The organism is Staphylococcus sp. LKG3-1 (genome assembly GCF_048568385.1).
In the GTDB taxonomy this organism is placed as follows: domain Bacteria; phylum Bacillota; class Bacilli; order Staphylococcales; family Staphylococcaceae; genus Staphylococcus; species Staphylococcus saprophyticus.
In genome coordinates this window covers 250,742-268,833 of sequence record NZ_CP183796.1, presented here as the reverse complement: position 1 = coordinate 268,833, position 18,092 = coordinate 250,742, and the positions used below count along the sequence as shown (strand labels likewise).

General features: G+C 32.1%; 15 protein-coding genes and 1 pseudogene. 2 read left to right on the top strand and 14 right to left on the bottom strand.

Features of this window, described 5'->3' with window-relative positions:
- Positions 1-128: 128 nt before the first annotated feature.
- From ftsZ to bshC, 10 genes are all read right to left on the bottom strand, one after another.
- Positions 129-1,301, bottom strand: a complete 1,173-nt coding sequence (gene ftsZ / locus ACM595_RS01340) for a cell division protein FtsZ (protein ID WP_002483541.1) — start codon at positions 1,299-1,301, stop codon at positions 129-131.
- Between the two features lie 29 nt (positions 1,302-1,330).
- Positions 1,331-2,761 (bottom strand): cell division protein FtsA, encoded by a 1,431-nt coding sequence (ftsA, locus tag ACM595_RS01335; RefSeq protein WP_037538572.1) that lies wholly within the window; start codon positions 2,759-2,761, stop codon positions 1,331-1,333.
- Between the two features lie 104 nt (positions 2,762-2,865).
- Positions 2,866-3,753, bottom strand: a complete 888-nt coding sequence (locus tag ACM595_RS01330; RefSeq protein WP_002483543.1) for a cell division protein FtsQ/DivIB — start codon at positions 3,751-3,753, stop codon at positions 2,866-2,868.
- 15 nt (positions 3,754-3,768) lie between these two features.
- Complete coding sequence (murD, locus tag ACM595_RS01325) at positions 3,769-5,118, bottom strand: UDP-N-acetylmuramoyl-L-alanine--D-glutamate ligase (RefSeq protein ID WP_002483544.1); 1,350 nt, start codon at positions 5,116-5,118, stop codon at positions 3,769-3,771.
- A gap of 1 nt (position 5,119) precedes the next feature.
- On the bottom strand, positions 5,120-6,085 hold the full coding sequence (gene mraY / locus ACM595_RS01320) for a phospho-N-acetylmuramoyl-pentapeptide-transferase (protein WP_115338574.1): 966 nt from the start codon (positions 6,083-6,085) through the stop codon (positions 5,120-5,122).
- Positions 6,086-6,278: 193 nt separating this feature from the next.
- Positions 6,279-8,513 carry a penicillin-binding protein gene (locus ACM595_RS01315; RefSeq protein ID WP_041080410.1) on the bottom strand — a complete coding sequence of 745 codons (2,235 nt, stop codon included), beginning with the start codon at positions 8,511-8,513 and terminating at the stop codon, positions 6,279-6,281.
- Complete coding sequence (ftsL, locus tag ACM595_RS01310) at positions 8,494-8,886, bottom strand: cell division protein FtsL (protein WP_037538581.1); 393 nt, start codon at positions 8,884-8,886, stop codon at positions 8,494-8,496. Before ftsL ends, ACM595_RS01315 begins: the two co-directional genes overlap by 20 nt.
- A 14-nt stretch (positions 8,887-8,900) precedes the next feature.
- A complete protein-coding gene (rsmH, locus tag ACM595_RS01305; protein WP_232010405.1) occupies positions 8,901-9,815 on the bottom strand; it encodes a 16S rRNA (cytosine(1402)-N(4))-methyltransferase RsmH in 915 nt (304 codons plus the stop codon).
- 35 nt (positions 9,816-9,850) lie between these two features.
- On the bottom strand, positions 9,851-10,282 hold the full coding sequence (mraZ, locus tag ACM595_RS01300) for a division/cell wall cluster transcriptional repressor MraZ (protein WP_069825830.1): 432 nt from the start codon (positions 10,280-10,282) through the stop codon (positions 9,851-9,853).
- Between the two features lie 149 nt (positions 10,283-10,431).
- A complete protein-coding gene (bshC, locus tag ACM595_RS01295) occupies positions 10,432-12,045 on the bottom strand; it encodes a bacillithiol biosynthesis cysteine-adding enzyme BshC (RefSeq protein WP_115338575.1) in 1,614 nt (537 codons plus the stop codon).
- 263 nt (positions 12,046-12,308) lie between these two features.
- Between bshC and ACM595_RS01290 the strand changes: the two genes are divergently transcribed.
- Positions 12,309-12,749 carry an N-acetyltransferase gene (locus tag ACM595_RS01290; RefSeq protein WP_037538588.1) on the top strand — a complete coding sequence of 147 codons (441 nt, stop codon included), beginning with the start codon at positions 12,309-12,311 and terminating at the stop codon, positions 12,747-12,749.
- Between the two features lie 114 nt (positions 12,750-12,863).
- Here ACM595_RS01290 and ACM595_RS01285 read toward each other — a convergent pair whose 3' ends face one another.
- The 4 genes from ACM595_RS01285 to ACM595_RS01270 form a co-directional block, all read right to left on the bottom strand.
- Positions 12,864-13,547, bottom strand: a complete 684-nt coding sequence (locus ACM595_RS01285; protein WP_041080405.1) for a YjjG family noncanonical pyrimidine nucleotidase — start codon at positions 13,545-13,547, stop codon at positions 12,864-12,866.
- A gap of 134 nt (positions 13,548-13,681) precedes the next feature.
- The gene (locus ACM595_RS01280; protein WP_002483553.1) at positions 13,682-13,816 is read right to left on the bottom strand and encodes a beta-class phenol-soluble modulin; all 135 of its coding nucleotides are present in this window, start codon (positions 13,814-13,816) and stop codon (positions 13,682-13,684) included.
- A gap of 598 nt (positions 13,817-14,414) precedes the next feature.
- Entirely contained in the window at positions 14,415-16,298 is a 1,884-nt protein-coding gene (locus tag ACM595_RS01275; RefSeq protein WP_075339739.1) for a glycosyltransferase family 2 protein, read from the bottom strand.
- Positions 16,299-16,578: 280 nt separating this feature from the next.
- Positions 16,579-17,082, bottom strand: coding sequence for a DNA topology modulation protein (locus tag ACM595_RS01270; RefSeq protein ID WP_002483555.1), 504 nt, complete (start codon positions 17,080-17,082; stop codon positions 16,579-16,581).
- Between the two features lie 380 nt (positions 17,083-17,462).
- Here ACM595_RS01270 and ACM595_RS01265 point away from each other — a divergent pair.
- A pseudogene (locus tag ACM595_RS01265) lies at positions 17,463-18,087 on the top strand (LysE family translocator).
- Positions 18,088-18,092 lie beyond the last annotated feature (5 nt).

Below are 18,092 nucleotides of genomic sequence, written 5' to 3'. Positions count from 1 at the left end.
AAAAGTAGTTCTATAAAGTAGTTCTATGGATAAGCGATACTTTATCATATCAGAAAAGAGCCTGAAGCATTGTTTATGCCTCAGACTCAACTTTTATTTATAATCATATATTACAAAAAGATTTTAAATTAACGTCTAGTTCTTCTTGAACGTCTTTCTTCTCTATTTCTAATAAAGCTTGGAATGTCATCTTCATTCGTAGTATGTGCTCTACCTTCACTAGCACTATCTGATGATTGAGACGCATTCGTTGTGTTTGAAGCGAATGTGTCTTCTTTAGTTGTATTGCTGCTTGTAGCACTGCTTCCAAATCCTGTATTTGAAGCTTTGCGACCTTGTGATGAAGGTTTATCTTCAAAACCAGTTGCGATTACTGTTACAACAATTTCATCTTGTAGTTCAGGATTAATTACAGTACCAAATATCATATTAACATCTTCGTCAGCTGCATCTTGTACGATGTCTGCTGCTTCTTGAGCTTCGAATAATGATAATGATTCTCCACCTGTAATATTCATAAGCACACCTTGTGCACCAACGATTGAAGTTTCTAATAATGGTGATGAAATTGCTTTTTTAGCAGCTTCAACAGCACGATTTTCGCCAGAAGAAACACCGATACCCATTAATGCTGAACCTTGGTTAGACATAATTGTTTTAACGTCTGCAAAGTCAAGGTTAACTTCACCTGATACTGCGATTAAATCAGAAATACCTTGAACACCTTGGCGTAATACATTATCGGCTTCTTTAAATGCTTCCATCATAGGTGTTGATTTATCAACGATATCTAATAAACGGTCATTAGGAATAACAATTAATGTATCAACAGCAGCTTTCATAGCTTCTACACCTGCTGCAGCTTGAGTTTGACGCTTACGACCTTCAAAACCAAATGGACGTGTTACAACACCAACTGTTAACGCACCCATTTCTTTAGCAATTTTAGCTACTACAGGTGCTGCACCAGTACCTGTACCGCCACCCATACCAGCAGTTACGAATACCATATCTGCACCTTGGATTGCATCTTCGATTTGTTCACGTGATTCTTCAGCTGCTTTTTTACCAATTTCAGGGTTAGCGCCAGCGCCTAAACCACGAGTTAATTTTTCACCAATTTGGATTTTTGACTCAGCTTTAGATAAGTTTAAAGCTTGTCCATCCGTATTAATAGAAATAAACTCAACATTATTCATACCATGGTCAATCATACGGTTTACAGCGTTATTACCGCCGCCCCCTACACCGATGACTTTTAACGTCGCTAAATGATTAAATCCTTGTTCAAATTCTAACATTTATATTTCCTCCTAGTTTTAATGGCCAATCAATCGAATAGAGATTTCATAAGTTTTTTAAATTTACCTTCTTCTTTTTCCTGAGGTTTACGTTCTTCATCGTGGTCGACATTTACTTCATCGTCGTATACCTCTGGTTCTTCTTCATCAACAACAGGTTCTTTTGTTCGAGTTGATTCTGAAGAAGTAGCTTGAAGTTCATCATCTTGCTTGTTCGATTTTTTCTTGAACCAATCAAATCCGCTTGATTTTGTACTGTGTTCTCTTTCATCAGATTCGATGACTTCCTCTTCGAATTCTTCACTGTCATGATTACTAATTGTAACATAATCTAGCAATTCGTCGAAAGTAATGCTACTAGAAATTGTTGAAATTGCTGATGAGAATTCAGGCTTTCTAATTCCCATTTGTGATGGTGTATGAATTCTAACTTTCTCACTCACCATATCTTGCAACAATTCTTTGACTCCTAATAAATTAGCCGAACCACCAGTAACTACGAAACCGCCGTTTACTTTTGTAAGTCCTAAGTCTTGTAAAACCTCAAATACATTGAAGAAAATATCTTCAACTCGTGCTTCGATAATATCTGCTAAATCTTTTTGAGTAAATTGAACATCTTCTTCGCTATCTACTTGATCAACAGTAAAGATATCTTGATCCGATGCAGATTCAAAGAAAGCGTGTCCATATTGGTGTTTAACTTTTTCAGCAGTCTCAAATGAAGTATTTAACCCTTTGGCTATATCTTCAGTAATATCACGACCTGCCATTTCTAAAGCATCTGCATCAACTAATTCTCCACGTTCATAAAACGCAAGTTGTGTGATGTCTTCACCAATATCAATTACACAAGCACCTAATTCTTTTTCAGTAGCAGAAAGCACTGAGCCATAATTATATGCGTCAGAATAAACATCTAGTACATCTACTCCACAAGACTCAACACATTTAATCATATTAATTAAAATTGATTTTTGAATTGCGATGACGCCTGCTTCAACTTTCAAACTATGTCTTGCAATCAGTTCTTTTGGATCAGAAACTTCATTTTCGCCATCAACAACAAATTTAATTGGAAATGCGTTAATAATTTCAGTTTCTGGTACATCATTTTTGTCTCTAATACTTTCAAGCACACTTTCAATGTGCGTACCATTTAATTCAGTATCTTCATAAAATTCTATTTCATTAGACTCATCAAATACTTCTGTTCCGATTATTGGAAGTTTTAAAAAGACTTCCTTTATATCTACTCCTGAAGCAATAGAGGCTTTTTTGATTGTATCTTTTATCGCTTGTTTCGCAATATCGAAGTCATCAATAAGACCATTTTTAATCCCACTTGTGTAGGTCTGTCCTGTACCTATCACATTTATTCCGTTGTGAAATTTTTCGCCCACTATTGTTTTAACACTTGATGAACCGATATCTATACTTACATAATAATGCTCTTCCATAGATAGGCACCTCCTGACAATCACTTATTCAAGTTCACACTATTAACAGTTTACAATACGTTTTAACGCTTGTGAACTATAAACACATGTATTTGTCTAAATTTTTAATTATTTTCGTTTGACTTATCTGCAATTCTATTTAATGCACTTTGCAACTCATCTTTTGCTTCATTTTCTTCGCTTGTTTTTTTCTGTACATTTTGCTCACTCGTAGATTTTGTACTACCTCCATCACTATATGGAATAAATGATGCACCTACTGATAAATCAATATACCCTGATTTTTTCAAGTTACCAGATTCATCACGTTCTAAGGATTGCGACATTTGTGGATAATACTTCATTTTATTAGTAATTGTATTTAAATTACCTACTATTTGTATTTCATCTGTTGTAAATAATTTGATTTGGCTTTGCGCATTTTCTTGAGGATCGTATTTAATTTCTGCAATCATGCTTCTCACATTTGCTGGCATGCTTGATAATTCATGAATAATTTTTTCTTTTTTATCTTTTTCGAACCCTTCAAGAATTGGACCATCATCCGTCGCATTTCCATCATAATTCTTTAACTCTGATCCATCTTCTAAAATTGGCACATAATTATCTTTCTTTTGAACCATCGCAACGATTTGCTTTTCAGTCACTTTAACGGATAGTTTATTTGGAAAAACTTTTTTAACTTCTGCACTTTTGATAAGCTCATTGTCTTCTAAATTGTTTTTAGCTTTTGTAGTACTATACGTATACATTCGTGAACTGCTTTTTACATTAATAGCTTTATCTATCGTACTTTTAGAAACATTATCGTTTCCAGCTATCTTCACACTATTAACTTTGCTTAAGGGTGTAAACATATAAATCAAGATTAAAATGATGATGAATAACAAAACACCAAATATTGAATATTGAATTTGTTTCTGTCTTTTTCGTCGTTTTGCTCTTTTTTCTTTCAAATAATCCGAATCAAATTCTTTTACTTTATCAGCCATTCATTTTCACACCCTTTAAAAAGAAGGTAAATTTGCTTGGAAACTTTTAATGAACTTATTTCCTCGCTCTTCAAAAGTATTGTATTGATCCCAACTTGCGCAAGCCGGAGAAAGTAACACAACATCGTTTGGCTCTATAACTGACTGAATTTTATCAACAGCATCTTGCACGTCGTTTGCTGTAATTACATACTTTCCTTGACTTTCACCTAATTTGATAAATTTTTCTTTCGTTTCACCGAAAGCGACCATCATTCTGACATTTTTCATATGAGGAATTAATTCATCAAAATCATTTCCTCTATCTAAGCCACCACATAACCAAATTATTGGTTGTTTAAACGAATCCAATGCAAATTGTGTCGCAAGTGTATTCGTCGCTTTAGAGTCATTATAATATTTATTTGTTTTATTCGTGCCAATATATTGTAATCTATGCTCAATGCCAGAAAAAGAAGTCAAACTATCAATGATGGCTTTAACGGATATACCTGAAAGCAGCGCAGCCAATACAGCAGCAAGAATATTTTCTAAATTATGCTCTCCTGGTAATACTAAATCGTCTTTATGGATAATTCTAAAACCTTTGAAAACGATGTAGTCATCTTTAACATATATCCCATCAACTTCTTGTTGTGTTGAAAAATAATACGTTTTTGCTCTTAGTGTCTCTGATTCAATTAAATGGCGTTGATGATAATTACATATTAAATAATCATTTTCAGTTTGGTTTTTATAAATTTGCTTTTTGGCATTTTGATAATTGTCTAAAGTTTCATGATAGTCTAAATGCGCAGAATAGATATTTGTAATAATAGCAATGTGAGGTTTATATTGATCAATGCCTAATAACTGGAATGATGATAATTCAGTCACTAAGTAATCGTCAGCAGTCACTTCTTGTGCTACTTTAGAAGCCACATAGCCAATGTTACCAGACAATTTCCCAGTCACTCTACTTTTTTGGAACATATCTCCAATTAATGAAGTCACAGTTGTTTTACCATTTGTACCCGTTACACCTATAATTGGTGCTTCCGATATTAAGTAACTCAATTCAACTTCAGTTAAAATAGTTAAACCTTTTTCAACAGCCGCTTCTATCAAAGGTACTGTATAAGGAATCCCCGGATTTTTCACAATAATGGGATGACTATCCAGTAAAGACAATGGATGTTCTCCACCAATGACTTTAATACCCTCATTTTCTAAATCAATTGCATGTGCATCCTGACTTAAATCTTTACCATCATTCACAATCACATTTGCGCCAAGTTTATTTAATAATTTCGCTGCCTCATAGCCACTTTTTGCTAGTCCAATGACTAAAACATTTTTATTTTCTAATCCTCTATACTTAAGCATGTTAACTCACTCCAATCCATAAACCAATTAGTCCTGTAATTAGACCGACTGTCCAAAATACCGTTACTACTTTAGTTTCATTCCAACCGACAAGTTCGAAATGGTGATGTAAAGGTGACATTTTGAAAATACGTTTACCTGTTAATTTAAATGATGTTACTTGTATCATCACTGATAATGTTTCAGCTACGAATACAAATCCAATAAATATCAATGAAAGTTCTTGGTTTAACATAATAGAAATCGTAGCAAAGATACCACCTAAGGCTAAACTACCTGTGTCACCCATAAATACTTTTGCAGGGTTTAAGTTAAATGGTAAGAATCCTAATAATGCAAAAATCATGATAATACAGAATAAACCAATAGATGTTGCACCTTGGAAATAAGCCATAATTGCATACATAACGAAACCAATAATTGATAGTCCAGTTGCTAAACCATCTAAGCCATCTGTTAAATTAACTGCATTTGAAAAACCAACTTGCCAAAAAACTATGAAAATTACATACGCAATTGACAAAGGAATTTCAAAATTGATAAATGGTATATGAATTCCTGTTGAAAAGTCCGTTAAATTAAACACTTGGCTCAATATAAAGAATATAACTGCTATCGCGATTTGAGCTAAGAACTTTTGTTTACTAGTTAAGCCTTGGTTATTTTTCTTTACAACAATAATGTAATCATCTATAAAGCCAATCAAACCAAATCCAATTGTTACAAATAACAATAAAATAATAGGATTAGAATTATCTATAAAAATAATCACTAAAATTGAAGTTATGATGATACTAATTAGGAAAGTGAGTCCCCCCATTGTTGGTGTACCTGTTTTTTTCATGTGACTCTGAGGACCTTCTTCTCGGATGCTTTGCCCAAATTTCATCCTTTTCAATGTCGGTATTAATACTGGGACTAATATAAATGTGATTAAAAGTGCGATGATTGCGAGTAGATAAACCATATTATGCTCCTTTATATACTTAATTAATTGGATTATGTCGTTATGCTGAGTGTTTAAAACTATGTATAGAGGTCATAGGCGAACATTCCACAGTGTTGACTCCACTTTAAAATATTCGCACTATTGTTTAAAACCTCAATTTAGTACAGCGGTATGCATGATAATATCAATGTAATACCGTATTCGTTATGTGCTATGAATCTTTACTATCTTTCGAATCTTTTTCACTATCTTGCTTCTCTGAGGACTGACCATCAATAGCTTCTGAAGATAAAGTTACTTCAATCTTATCATTTTTGCTTACTTTCTGACCTTTGGTTGTTGATTGTTGTGAAACAAATCCACTACCTTTAGTCGTTATCTTCACATTCGCAAGATTTTCAAATGCTACCACTTCTTCTTTTGTCCAACCTGACATATCTGGCATTGTTATATCGCCATCAGTGAGTAACAAGACTTTACTGTTTGGTAATACTTTTTTATTTGCAGTTACCGATTGTTTTGTAATTTTCTCACCGTCACCAATAACGATTGGTTCTAACGATTTGCTATTCATTTTATCTTGCGCTTTTTGAGTTTCTTGACCTTCAACTTCAGGCACTTCACTATATTTAACATCTGACTTGTCTTTAGATTCTTTATCTCCAACATTTAGATATTTCAATGTGTTTTCCATAATTGGTTTGAACGCCTTACTGACACCCATTTCGTATGCCTCTTGATCATTTTTTTGAGCTAAACTCATACCAGCATAAACAATCACTTCTGGATCATCTTTAGGTGCATCACCAATAAAGCTAACAAAATAAGGATTTTCTCCATTAACATAACCACCGTTATCTGAGTCAGCTACTTGTGCGGTACCTGTTTTACCAGCTACATCATAACCATCAATTTGATAATTTTTCGCGTGACTATCCTCACTATTAACTACTTTATCTAATTCAGTACGAACTTTTTTAGCAGTATCTTTAGTTATCGGTTTGCCTGCATATTCTTTCTTACCTTTGAAGAAAGTATCTTTGCTTACTGGATTTGAAATACTGTTAACATACCATGGTTTCAACATATTACCATCATTAAAGAATGCTGATTGTGCTCTTAGCATTTGCACTGGGGTAACTGTTGTAGATTGACCAAAGGCAGATGTTTTCTGTTGAGCTTCATTATCCCAAGCAATGCCGCCTGTAGCTTCACCGTCAAACATACCATTTGTCGACTTACCGAAACCAAATTTCTCGTACCAATCCTTCATTTTATCTGCACCTACTAAATCTTGCAAATGCATCATTAATGTATTTGAAGAATAAGTGAAACCAAGCGACATTGGGATTTTACCCCAACCCACTTTATTCCAGTCAGAAATTTTTGAACCCATTACTTCTCTTGGTTCAGCTGTATATTTTTTATCTGGATCAAATTTACCCTCTTGAATAGCTGCTGCTAAACCATATGATTTAAAAGTAGACCCCGGTTCATACGTATTTTGATACAAGTCGTTTGCCCATTTTTTACCAAAATCTTTACCAGTTTCAGGATTAAAAGTTGGTCTTTGGCTATACGCCAATATCTCTCCAGTATGTGCGTCCATCACTACTGCAAATAAATCTTTTGGTTTGTAATGTTCTACCATGCCATCCAATGCTTCTTCAACGAATACTTGAATATTCGAATCGAGTGTAAGATGAACATCATCACCGCGTTTAGGTGTTTGCTCTTTCTTAGTATTTGGCGCTATATATCCCCAAATATCATGAATATAAGATAATGCACCTTTTTGACCAGATAAATAACTATTAAAAACTTTCTCTACGCCCATAGCACCTTTTAATTCTCCATTGTCTGGATTCTTTTGTGCCATACCGATTAAATGAGACGCAAAGTTTCCATTAGGATAAAATCTTTCGGTTTCAGGATATAGTGTGATACCTGGAAGTTTCATTTTTTCTATTTTTTCTTTTTCTTGATAAGTCAAATCTGTACCTTTTTGACCAAATTCAACTTGGAAAGCTTTTTTATTATTTAATTTATCTTCAATTTCTTTAGCCGACATATCAACAACGGTAGCTAATTTTTTCGCAGTTTTCTTTTTGTCAGTTACATGTTTAGGTTTATCGCTACCTTCACTTGCTTTTTTATCAACAATTGCAACTACTTTATACCGTTCAACATCTTCAGCTAATACCTTGCCGTTTCGATCGTAAATTTTCCCTCGTTCTGGTTGTTCTTGGGTGTTTACTAAGTATTTCTCATTTGCCTTCATTATTAAGTCTTCACCAGAAGAATGTCCGGTCAACATAATATATGAATATCTTAAAACCAACGTAAAAAAGAGCAGTCCGAATCCAAGGATGAGTAGGACTGCCCCTATTTTACTTTGTTTTATTTGAAATTTGGGTTTTTTAAATCTAATTTTTCGCTTCGCCATTATTACGCACTACCTTTACATTGTCGTTCTTAAGGCTCATTCCTTCGTTTTTAGCCTTATCGTAAATGCGTTCATATGAAGAGTTCTTTTTAATTTCAGATTCTATTGCGCTGTTTTCACTTGATTGTTTTTCGATTTTTGTATCTAAATCTGCAATTTTTCCTCGAGTATCATACGCATCCATTTTTAAAGATAGCATATATATACTTATTAAAGCAATTACTGTTATTAGTCCTATGTATAACATCTTCTCAAACTTTGTAAGTTGAACTACTACCTTGCGTTTTACGGTTTTGGTCTGGGTCGACGGTGGCGACTCAGGTATTTGTGTCTCTATGTCGTTATAAGGTTGATATATCTTTTCTACTGCCACTCAACATTCACTCCTTATTTTAATATTTCTGCAACACGTAACTTCGCACTACGCGCTCGATTATTTTCTTCAAGATCTTCGTCAGTTGCGATAATAGGTTTACGGTTAACGCGTTTCAATTTAGGTGTGTATGCTTCAGGTATTACTGGTAATCCCCTTGGTACATCTGGCCCCTTTTCGTACTCTTGAAACATTTGTTTACATAACCGATCTTCCAATGAATGGAATGTGATGACTGAAATTCTACCATTCACTTTTACTGCATCAATTGCTTGTTCTAATGAATCTTCAAATGCCGATAATTCGTCATTTACAGCAATTCTAATTGCTTGGAATATTCTTTTAGCTGGATGTCCACCTTTACGTCTTGCTTTAGCTGGAATACCTTCTTTAATAACATCTACAAGTTCTAATGTCGTTTCGATTGGCTTTTGCTCTCTATTTTGTTCTATGCGTCGGGCAATTTGTTTAGAGAATTTTTCCTCGCCATAACGATGAAATATTCTGACTAATTTTTCGAATTCCCATTCATTTACTACTTCGAAAGCAGATAATAATTGTGTTTGATCCATACGCATGTCCAGTTTTGCATCATGATGGTAACTAAAACCTCGCTCAGGAACGTCCAGTTGCGGACTAGAAACACCAAGGTCGTAATAAATACCATCTACTTTTTCAATATTCAGATCATTTAAAATTTCAGTTATTTTTCTAAAGTTGTTATGGACGAAGGTCACTTTATGTAAGTGTTCTTTCAATACTTCTTTTGCGTTTTCTATAGCTGTTGTATCTTGATCTATCGCAATAAGTCTACCTTCGTCTCCGAGTTGATTTAATAAATAGAGTGCGTGGCCTGCTCCACCTAATGTACAGTCGACATACACGCCATCTTCCTTAATATTTAAATAATCAATGGTCTCTTTAAGCATTACACTGACATGATGAAACAATTTAGCACCTCCATTTAAAAATCAAAATCAATTAAGTCTTCAGCAATATCTTCAAAACTTTCTTCAGATTCATCATAGAAACTGCTCCAAGTTTCTCTGTCCCAAATCTCAATGCGATTTGAAACCCCTATTACTGTACATTCCTTACTTAAGTTCGCGTATTGGCGTAAATTTTGTGGAATATTAATACGCCCTTGTTTATCTAACTCAACTTCAACAGCACCAGAGAAGAACATACGCATAAATTTACGTGCGTCTTTTTTAGTCATTGGTAATGTCTTCATCTTCTCTTCGATGAGTTGCCATTCTTCTAAAGTGTAGCCAAACAAACATTTATCAAGGCCGCGAGTGATTATAAAACGCTCATTTAAGTCATAGCGAAACTTGGATGGAACGATCATACGTCCTTTTGTATCCAATTGGTGCTCGTATTCTCCCATGAACATTTATAATCACCTCACCTTCTCATATATATAATTTACCACATCTCACCACTATCCTCCACTAATTATACAGATTTAACTAATTTTTCTTAAAAAGCGTAAAAAAATACCCGATTCATCAATTTGATGAATCGGGTAAATCCCTTTCATATCTAAGGTTTAACAATAATATGATCAAATGTATAAGAAAGTGGGGGATAGGTGGAGGGACTGAACACATCTATCCCAAAATCGTTCATTATTTGAAGTGGGTTCCAAATTCTTTCTTGCAATCCGCCCATCGGATGAAGTGTTTCACTTAATTCTTTAAAGTGCTTCATACTTATTTCATTTTCTCTTTCAATATTCAATAAATACCTATTAATTAGATACTCATATTGTTTTTGGTGTATATGATTGTTTTTCTCTACTAATAACTGGTTATCATTATTACCAGCAACTTCAGTTAGTAGTGATTGATACAATTTTTCTTGTTGCACCTTAATTTCTTCCACTTTATCAACAAATGTTTGAGATGCTTGCGCACGTATGAATTTTTCCTTATCTTTTTCAATACCTTGTTCTATAATCGAACGCTGTTTTAATTGATATTGACTAAGTAATTTTTCAATTCGTGGATACAAGTAACTAATTCTTAATCGTGGTAATACAATTGGCATCGATACATCCAATGTATTAAAAACTTCACTCAGTTCCGTCCAATATTTAATTTCACTTGGACCACCAATAAAAGCAACTGTATTAAATAACCATTCTTCCATTATTGGTCGTGTGACTACGTTATTTGAAAAACGTTCTGGTTCAACTTCAAGTATTTGTAATAATTCCTCTTTAGTCATGTATTTATCTGATTTACTTAGGTAAAATTGATTATCTTTAAAAATAAGTAACTGTCTCATGTTATCTTCATGTAAAAATAAATGTACATTCGTATCAGTCTGTATCATTTGTTCTAATCCACTAGCAATCGTGTTTTGTTGATTATTTCTAAATGATGCATCTACATCTTGATGATGTTCAATAATTTTTTGGATAAATGGTTGTTCTAATTTACGTAATTCAGTATTGTTTGCGTCAATCAATAATAAACCATATGCTTTAAACACTTCGTTCAACAACGCTTTAAACATATCCGTCCAGCTATCATACTGATCAATAATCTTCGTACACATTTCAATCAGTTGCTTAGAATGTGTTGTTTCATTCATTTCTTTAAAAAATAGTTTCAACGCGTCTTTTAATTGCGCTTTATCAGGATAATATGTTGAGACGCTTGCTTCAGGTGGCGTCATTGTATGATATTTTATTTTTTGTAATTTTGCATTTTGAGCATTATAGGCATAAGTATGATTTACTTCATCAAAATCATGATCTTCACCAGCAATCCAAAATACTGGTATTACATTTGTATTATAGTCTTTTGAGAGTTTTTCACTCATCGTTATAATAGAAAATATTTTATGAAAAGTATATAAAGGCCCACCAAACAATCCAGCTTGTTGTCCACCTATGATGACTTTTGCGCCTTCGCTTAATAATGAAATATTTTGCAATTGCTTCTCTGTTAATGTTAAGTCGCTCATGTAATTTTTAATAACTTGAGCTAATGCCACTTCTCTGCCATTATTCGGCATTGATAAACGTTCACTATAGCTCTTTTCTTGCATAGCATCAAAGTGATAAAACTGTCCTATTTTTGAATCACTATCTTTAATTTTAGAAATAAATTGATCTTTTTCATTAAGTTTTGTAATCATACAATCCATGCGTAATTCTCCTTATGATACTCTATTCCTAATTAGTATAAAGTTTATATACATCATTGACAATTTAACGGCTTATAATTTTCAAATTTTTAATAACCTATATAATAAGTACACACTTGGATCACTGCATTTTTCAAAAAACTTCAGTATCTATTTTTTATAAATATAAACAACTATACATATATGTTTAAACTATCGTTTTTGTGAAAAAACAATAAAAATAAGGTATAATAGAATAAATGATAACAAAGGGGGAAGATGCGATGAGTAGTGTAAAGCGTCTTGATATAAATTATAAAACAGACGAACTATTCGAAGATTTCAGAAACTTCGGTAATAAAGATTTGTATTTAGTAGATGAACTTCGAGGAGAAATGATTGATGCAAGTTCAGATTCACCTTTCTATGGTATTTATGTAGGTGATCGTTTAGGGGCTCGAATGGCACTATATCGTAAAGGTGAAGTTGAGGAAACTCATTTCCCGGGCTTTGATGATTATAACGTGATTTGGAAATTAGAAGTGCTACGTGATTTTCAAGATCGTGGTTACGGTACATCTTTATTAGATTTTGCCAAAGATCAAGGCTTACCAATCAAAGTCATCGCACGAAATCAATCTAAAGATTTTTTCATTAAACAAGGTTTTACAGATTTAGAAGAAACAAATAGAGATGGTCATGATGTTTTAGTTTGGACTCCATAATCAAACGGGTCCTAATAAAATGAAAAGTGCCCTTCAAAGCAATCATTAAAAAATGAAAACTTTGAAGGGCATTTTATATGACTTGAATTCGTTTAGTAATAATTAAATTAACGGTTAAACATACGCGATTACTTCTTTTAACGAATTCACTACATAATCTGGTTTAATTTCCGTATCATTTATTTTATTTCTTGGATTAAACCAACATGTCTCGATATTCGCATTTTTCCCACCTAAAATATCAGAAGACATAGAATCACCTATAATCATTGCGTAACCTCGTTTATCTTCACCTATCTTATTAAATACGTAATCAAAAAATTCAGGCATTGGTTTTTGGTATCCTGTTTGTTCAGAAACAAAAATATCTTTAAACCAATGGCCTATCTTCGTTTTTTCAATTCGTCTTTCTTGTGTTTCTAAAACACCATTAGTCACTATATACAAATCGTGATGTTCTTTTAATTGTTTTAAAGTTTCAATTGTTTGATCAAAATGTTTAATCGGTGCATTCGCAAGTTCATCTCTAAAGATTTGATCAGCTAACTTACCATCTATCTTCATTTGATGTAAATGAAAGTATGCCTCAAAACGTTTACTTAAAACTTCATCTTTAGTTAATTCATTCTTTTGAAAAGCATCCCAATGTGCCTGATTTATTTTTTTAAATGTATGCAAATCATTTTGATTGGTCTTTATTTGAAATTGTTGTGTCATTTCATAAAATGCATATGCTTCTGCATCATCAAAATCCACCAATGTGTCATCAAAATCTATAAGTAAACTTTTCGTTCTCATTTTGTCACCCTCTAGTACGCTTAAATATATTTATTTCAAATATATCATATTCTTTAATTTCTCCATATTATTCTTATATAACACAAAAATGGCCAAGGTTATCACCCTGACCATTGTTTATGATATTAATAATACTAGAATCCGAATAATTTTGATAATACGCCTACACCGTTTTCTACGATGCTTACGATACTTGTACCTAATTTCGCGCCGTCTCCAGCGATGCCTGCTTGTACAGTGTTTTTGATTGCTTCGAATAAACCTTCCATTATAAACACCCCTCGATAAAAAATTAGATGATTATGACTTTTTTTAATGTAGTGAACGATATTTACAAAATCTTATTTCGTCTAGCTATCGTTCGATATATATACTATAAGATATGACGTGATTTAATTGTGCGATTTTTCTTACTTAGTCATAAATTGGCTTTAACTGTCCTTTTATCTCAAATTCAAAACAGTATCGCATGCCTAACTATATTATATGCAATTTAATATTGCGAAATTAAGTAAACAAAATATTTCTTTTGAGTTTGTTTAGTATTTTAAAGTATGAAATTGAATATTACTTTCATGATCTAACCGCAAAATGGATGCTAATTTAAAAAGTATGATAAATAGAGGCCATAAAGTAAAATGCCATGCCCTAATCAATGCAGTATAAGCACATCAACAGCAATGTGTTTTAGAGATTAATCATTATTTACAAAAAAAGACTAAGCACATAAAAAATGTCTTAGTCTTTTTAGCCAGTCAGTGAATGGCTAGATGGAACTATGAAATCGTTATTGGACCATTCGATTTCTGTCGCTCGCTTTGTTTTTTTACTTTTCGTTTTATGGACCAAATTTAAATCTCTTGGATCTTAACTTTCCTCTACAAAATCACGATTAGCAGTGATAAATGTATCTTTAAAAGTTTTGAGTCTTGGCGTCCCCTTAGGTGATAATACAATTTTTTGAATATCTACATGATCGCTAACAGATAATACATTCACTGCTTCTCCATCGAATTTTCTGTTTGAGTATTCCTTACATTTTTTCAAGATGTTAACGCTTCGAGGTTGATTATAAATATATTGGGCTTGTTTCGATTTATTAACTGCTTGTATAAATTGCTTATTTGCAGTTAAATAGTGACCTTTTTCTGTCTGAAGTCTTGGTGTCCCGTTTCGCGTATATACCAATGATTTAATATTTATTAATTCCCCCATTTCAATGGTTATTTGAGCAGGTTGTTTAAATTCAACATCATCATACAGTTTGGCTTGTTTCACAAGAGAAACCGCTTTAGGTTTATATGTTAAATATTTATTATCGTCCACTTTTTTGGACTTCGGTTTTGTTGTTGATATGAACTCTGCTTTAAATCCTTGTCTTTTAAGATTTATAGTAGTATTTGCATTGGGTAAGTTCATATTGACGTTTACGAATTTATAACCATCGTAAATAATACTAATATTGAAATCAAAATCACATTGCTTCAAATCATCAGTCCTAAAATAAATATATTGATTTTTTTCCTCAAATTCTACATCTATTGTATTGATTTCATTATTAAGTTCAGTCAGTACAACCTTGTTAATTACCTTTTTATCATCTTTATATAAACGAACGACCTCTTTCATTTCATTATCGATAAAGTGTGTGCCTTCATAAACTGCGAAAAGGGGTTCTTTGATAGGTAACGCTTCTGTTAAATTATCAGACATTAAAAAATATATTTGGTTATCTTTAACATACTTTTTAGCGTTTCCACCTTGTATAACCAATTTTATGAAATCACATAATTCCTGATATGACTCATGTTTTAAAAAGTGATAGATATTTCTAAATTTATCATTTAATAAATAGTATTCTAAATTTTTACTATGAGTTTCTAGCGTGCGCTCCATCTGATTAAACAAATCATAAAACGCTTGCTTATCTTCAGCATTTAAAAATCGCTTGTTATTAAATAAACGCGACATAAAATCCATTTCAATAATTCTACTAATCGCTTGATATTCAGCGTTTTCAGGAATATCTAATTTTAGTACTTCTTCTAAAACAGATAAGTTTAATTGTGTTTTCTCAATAATGCTCGTTTCGCCGACTAAAGATTGGTTATAAGAATAACGGTTAACATGATATACCGGACTCGGATTCATCGACGCCGTTTGACATCTTGAGATCGCATCTATAAAAAATAACTTATCTTCTCCATACTTCATATGTTTGAATTTTATATTATTATCTAAAATAATTTGACGTTTTATGATTTTTCCAGGTGGACCTACAGCTCTAAATATACGTTCAATTTCATAAGGAACTAAATAATTGGCGACTTTATACGAGCTAAACCTACCTAATTTTTTAATTGCTTTTTCAGTATGTTTAACACTTTGACCAAATGCAACATCTGAATGATGATCCACTGCTTGATTTAATAATGTTGGCAATCCTTCTGCGTCTAACCAATCATCGGCATCCAAAAACGTAATATACTCACCTTGCGCATTGTTTATCCCTACATTTCTAGGTTCCGAAGGGCTCCCTGTATTTTCATTTAATTTAATCAATTTAATAAAATTGTATTTAGCCACAAATTCTTCTATTATTTCTAAAGACTGATCATTAGAACAATCATCTACAAAAATTGCTTCAATGGCTTCTTTATTTATATTTAAATTATTAATAGACTCTACACATGATTCTAAAAATAACTCTTTGTTGTATACAGGTACTATGATAGATAGCAATTTCTTCATTGCATGAATCCCCTTTTAAATAAATTCTGTTTGATACTTATATATGGTAATGCTAAATGTTTTCTAACACTTTTATAATCTAAGTTGTAGATATAATTGAATACTTAAAAATTAATTTTTGAGAAAGTCTTATCTTACGTTAACATACAATAACCATATACTACACATATAATCATTAAATATATTTTATAGGATATATATTTAATAGAAAAATCAATATTTCAACCTTCTAAGTATAAGATGAAAAATCTGGAATTTTAATCATATTGCGTCATATAAATTAACAATTCCTCAAAAAATTTCGAATTTGCTTTTGACCCTTCAATACAAATACATGTTTATGGTTACTTTGCATTTTAATTTTTTCTAGCACTTGTGGTTTTCTATCAATTGGATAGCGCCAAATATATTTTAAGAATGTGAAAGTTAATCTTTCTTCACAACCTTCTCTCATATCTATACGTGTTTTTCCTATATTTGAAAGATATCTTTTAAACACTCTGTAAAAACAAACGACTCTAGGTAAATCTATAAAAATGATTGTATCTGCTTCATTAATTCTTTCATCAAATAGCGCTGAATAATTGCCATCAATTATCCATTTATTATTTTGAATCAATTGTTTATGTATCTTAATTTGTTCATCATAATGCATCATCTGCCAATTTGGTTTCCAAAAATACATATCTAAATGATAAACAGGGACTTTAAGTATCTTTGATAATTGACGTGAAAACGTTGATTTTCCTGATCCAGAAGACCCAACAACCATTACCTTATCCATCGTTCTACCTCCATTTAACTATGTTGAAAGTTATAGACATTATGATATGAGTGGTAAGTAACGTTAAGCATATACGATTAAGCATATATTGTGAATCATTTTGTAGAATATGATACTAAATATCACTGTAATGGAAACAATAGCCAAACACTAAATCTGTATATTTTACGTTTATTAGAACGTAGAGCCTTTGAATATTTTTTATTGTTTCTCTGTCGTTACTATTTCCAACCAACCATTTCGCCCATTTTCGCAATTTAAAAAACAGCTAACTATTTATTTGAATGAGTTGTTAATTTATTTGATTTTGCATATTATTAAATTAACATGAAAACAAGGTGTAACTCATTTCTAAAATTCAATATAAGGGGGAATTTCATATGAATCATTGGATTAACTTTATTATTATGTCATTACTCATACTTATCGTACCGGGGCCTAGTTTTTTTGCAGTTATAAAAAACAGTACACATGGTGGCATTAAAAGCGGTATTTCCACAACATTAGGTATCGCCAGTGCCCATTTAATTTACGCTACATTAGCAACACTTGGACTTATTTTTATACTCGTAAGTTCACAAACTATATTTTTATTAATCAAAATATTAGGTGCAGCCTTACATTATTTATCTTGGTTTGAAAAACATACTGAATGCGCACAAATTTGAGTATGATAAATCAGATGGCTTAAATACAGAAAAACCCGATTTATTTAAGTCATATAAACAAGGATTCATCACTATGATTTTAAATCCAAAAGCAATTCTATTTTATATTAGTATATTACCTCAATTTATAAACCATCAAAGTAACCAAAGTATCCAAGTAGCAATATTTTCAATCCTATTTATAATAACTGTAATCACATGGTTTAGTTTATGTACTTTGGTCTTTAATTACATAAAAATCATCTTTGAAAAACCTAAGGTTAAAATGTGTTTCGATTATATCGTTGGTACAACTTTAATTGCATTATCCCTCAAGATATTAACTACAAAACATTAAATGAT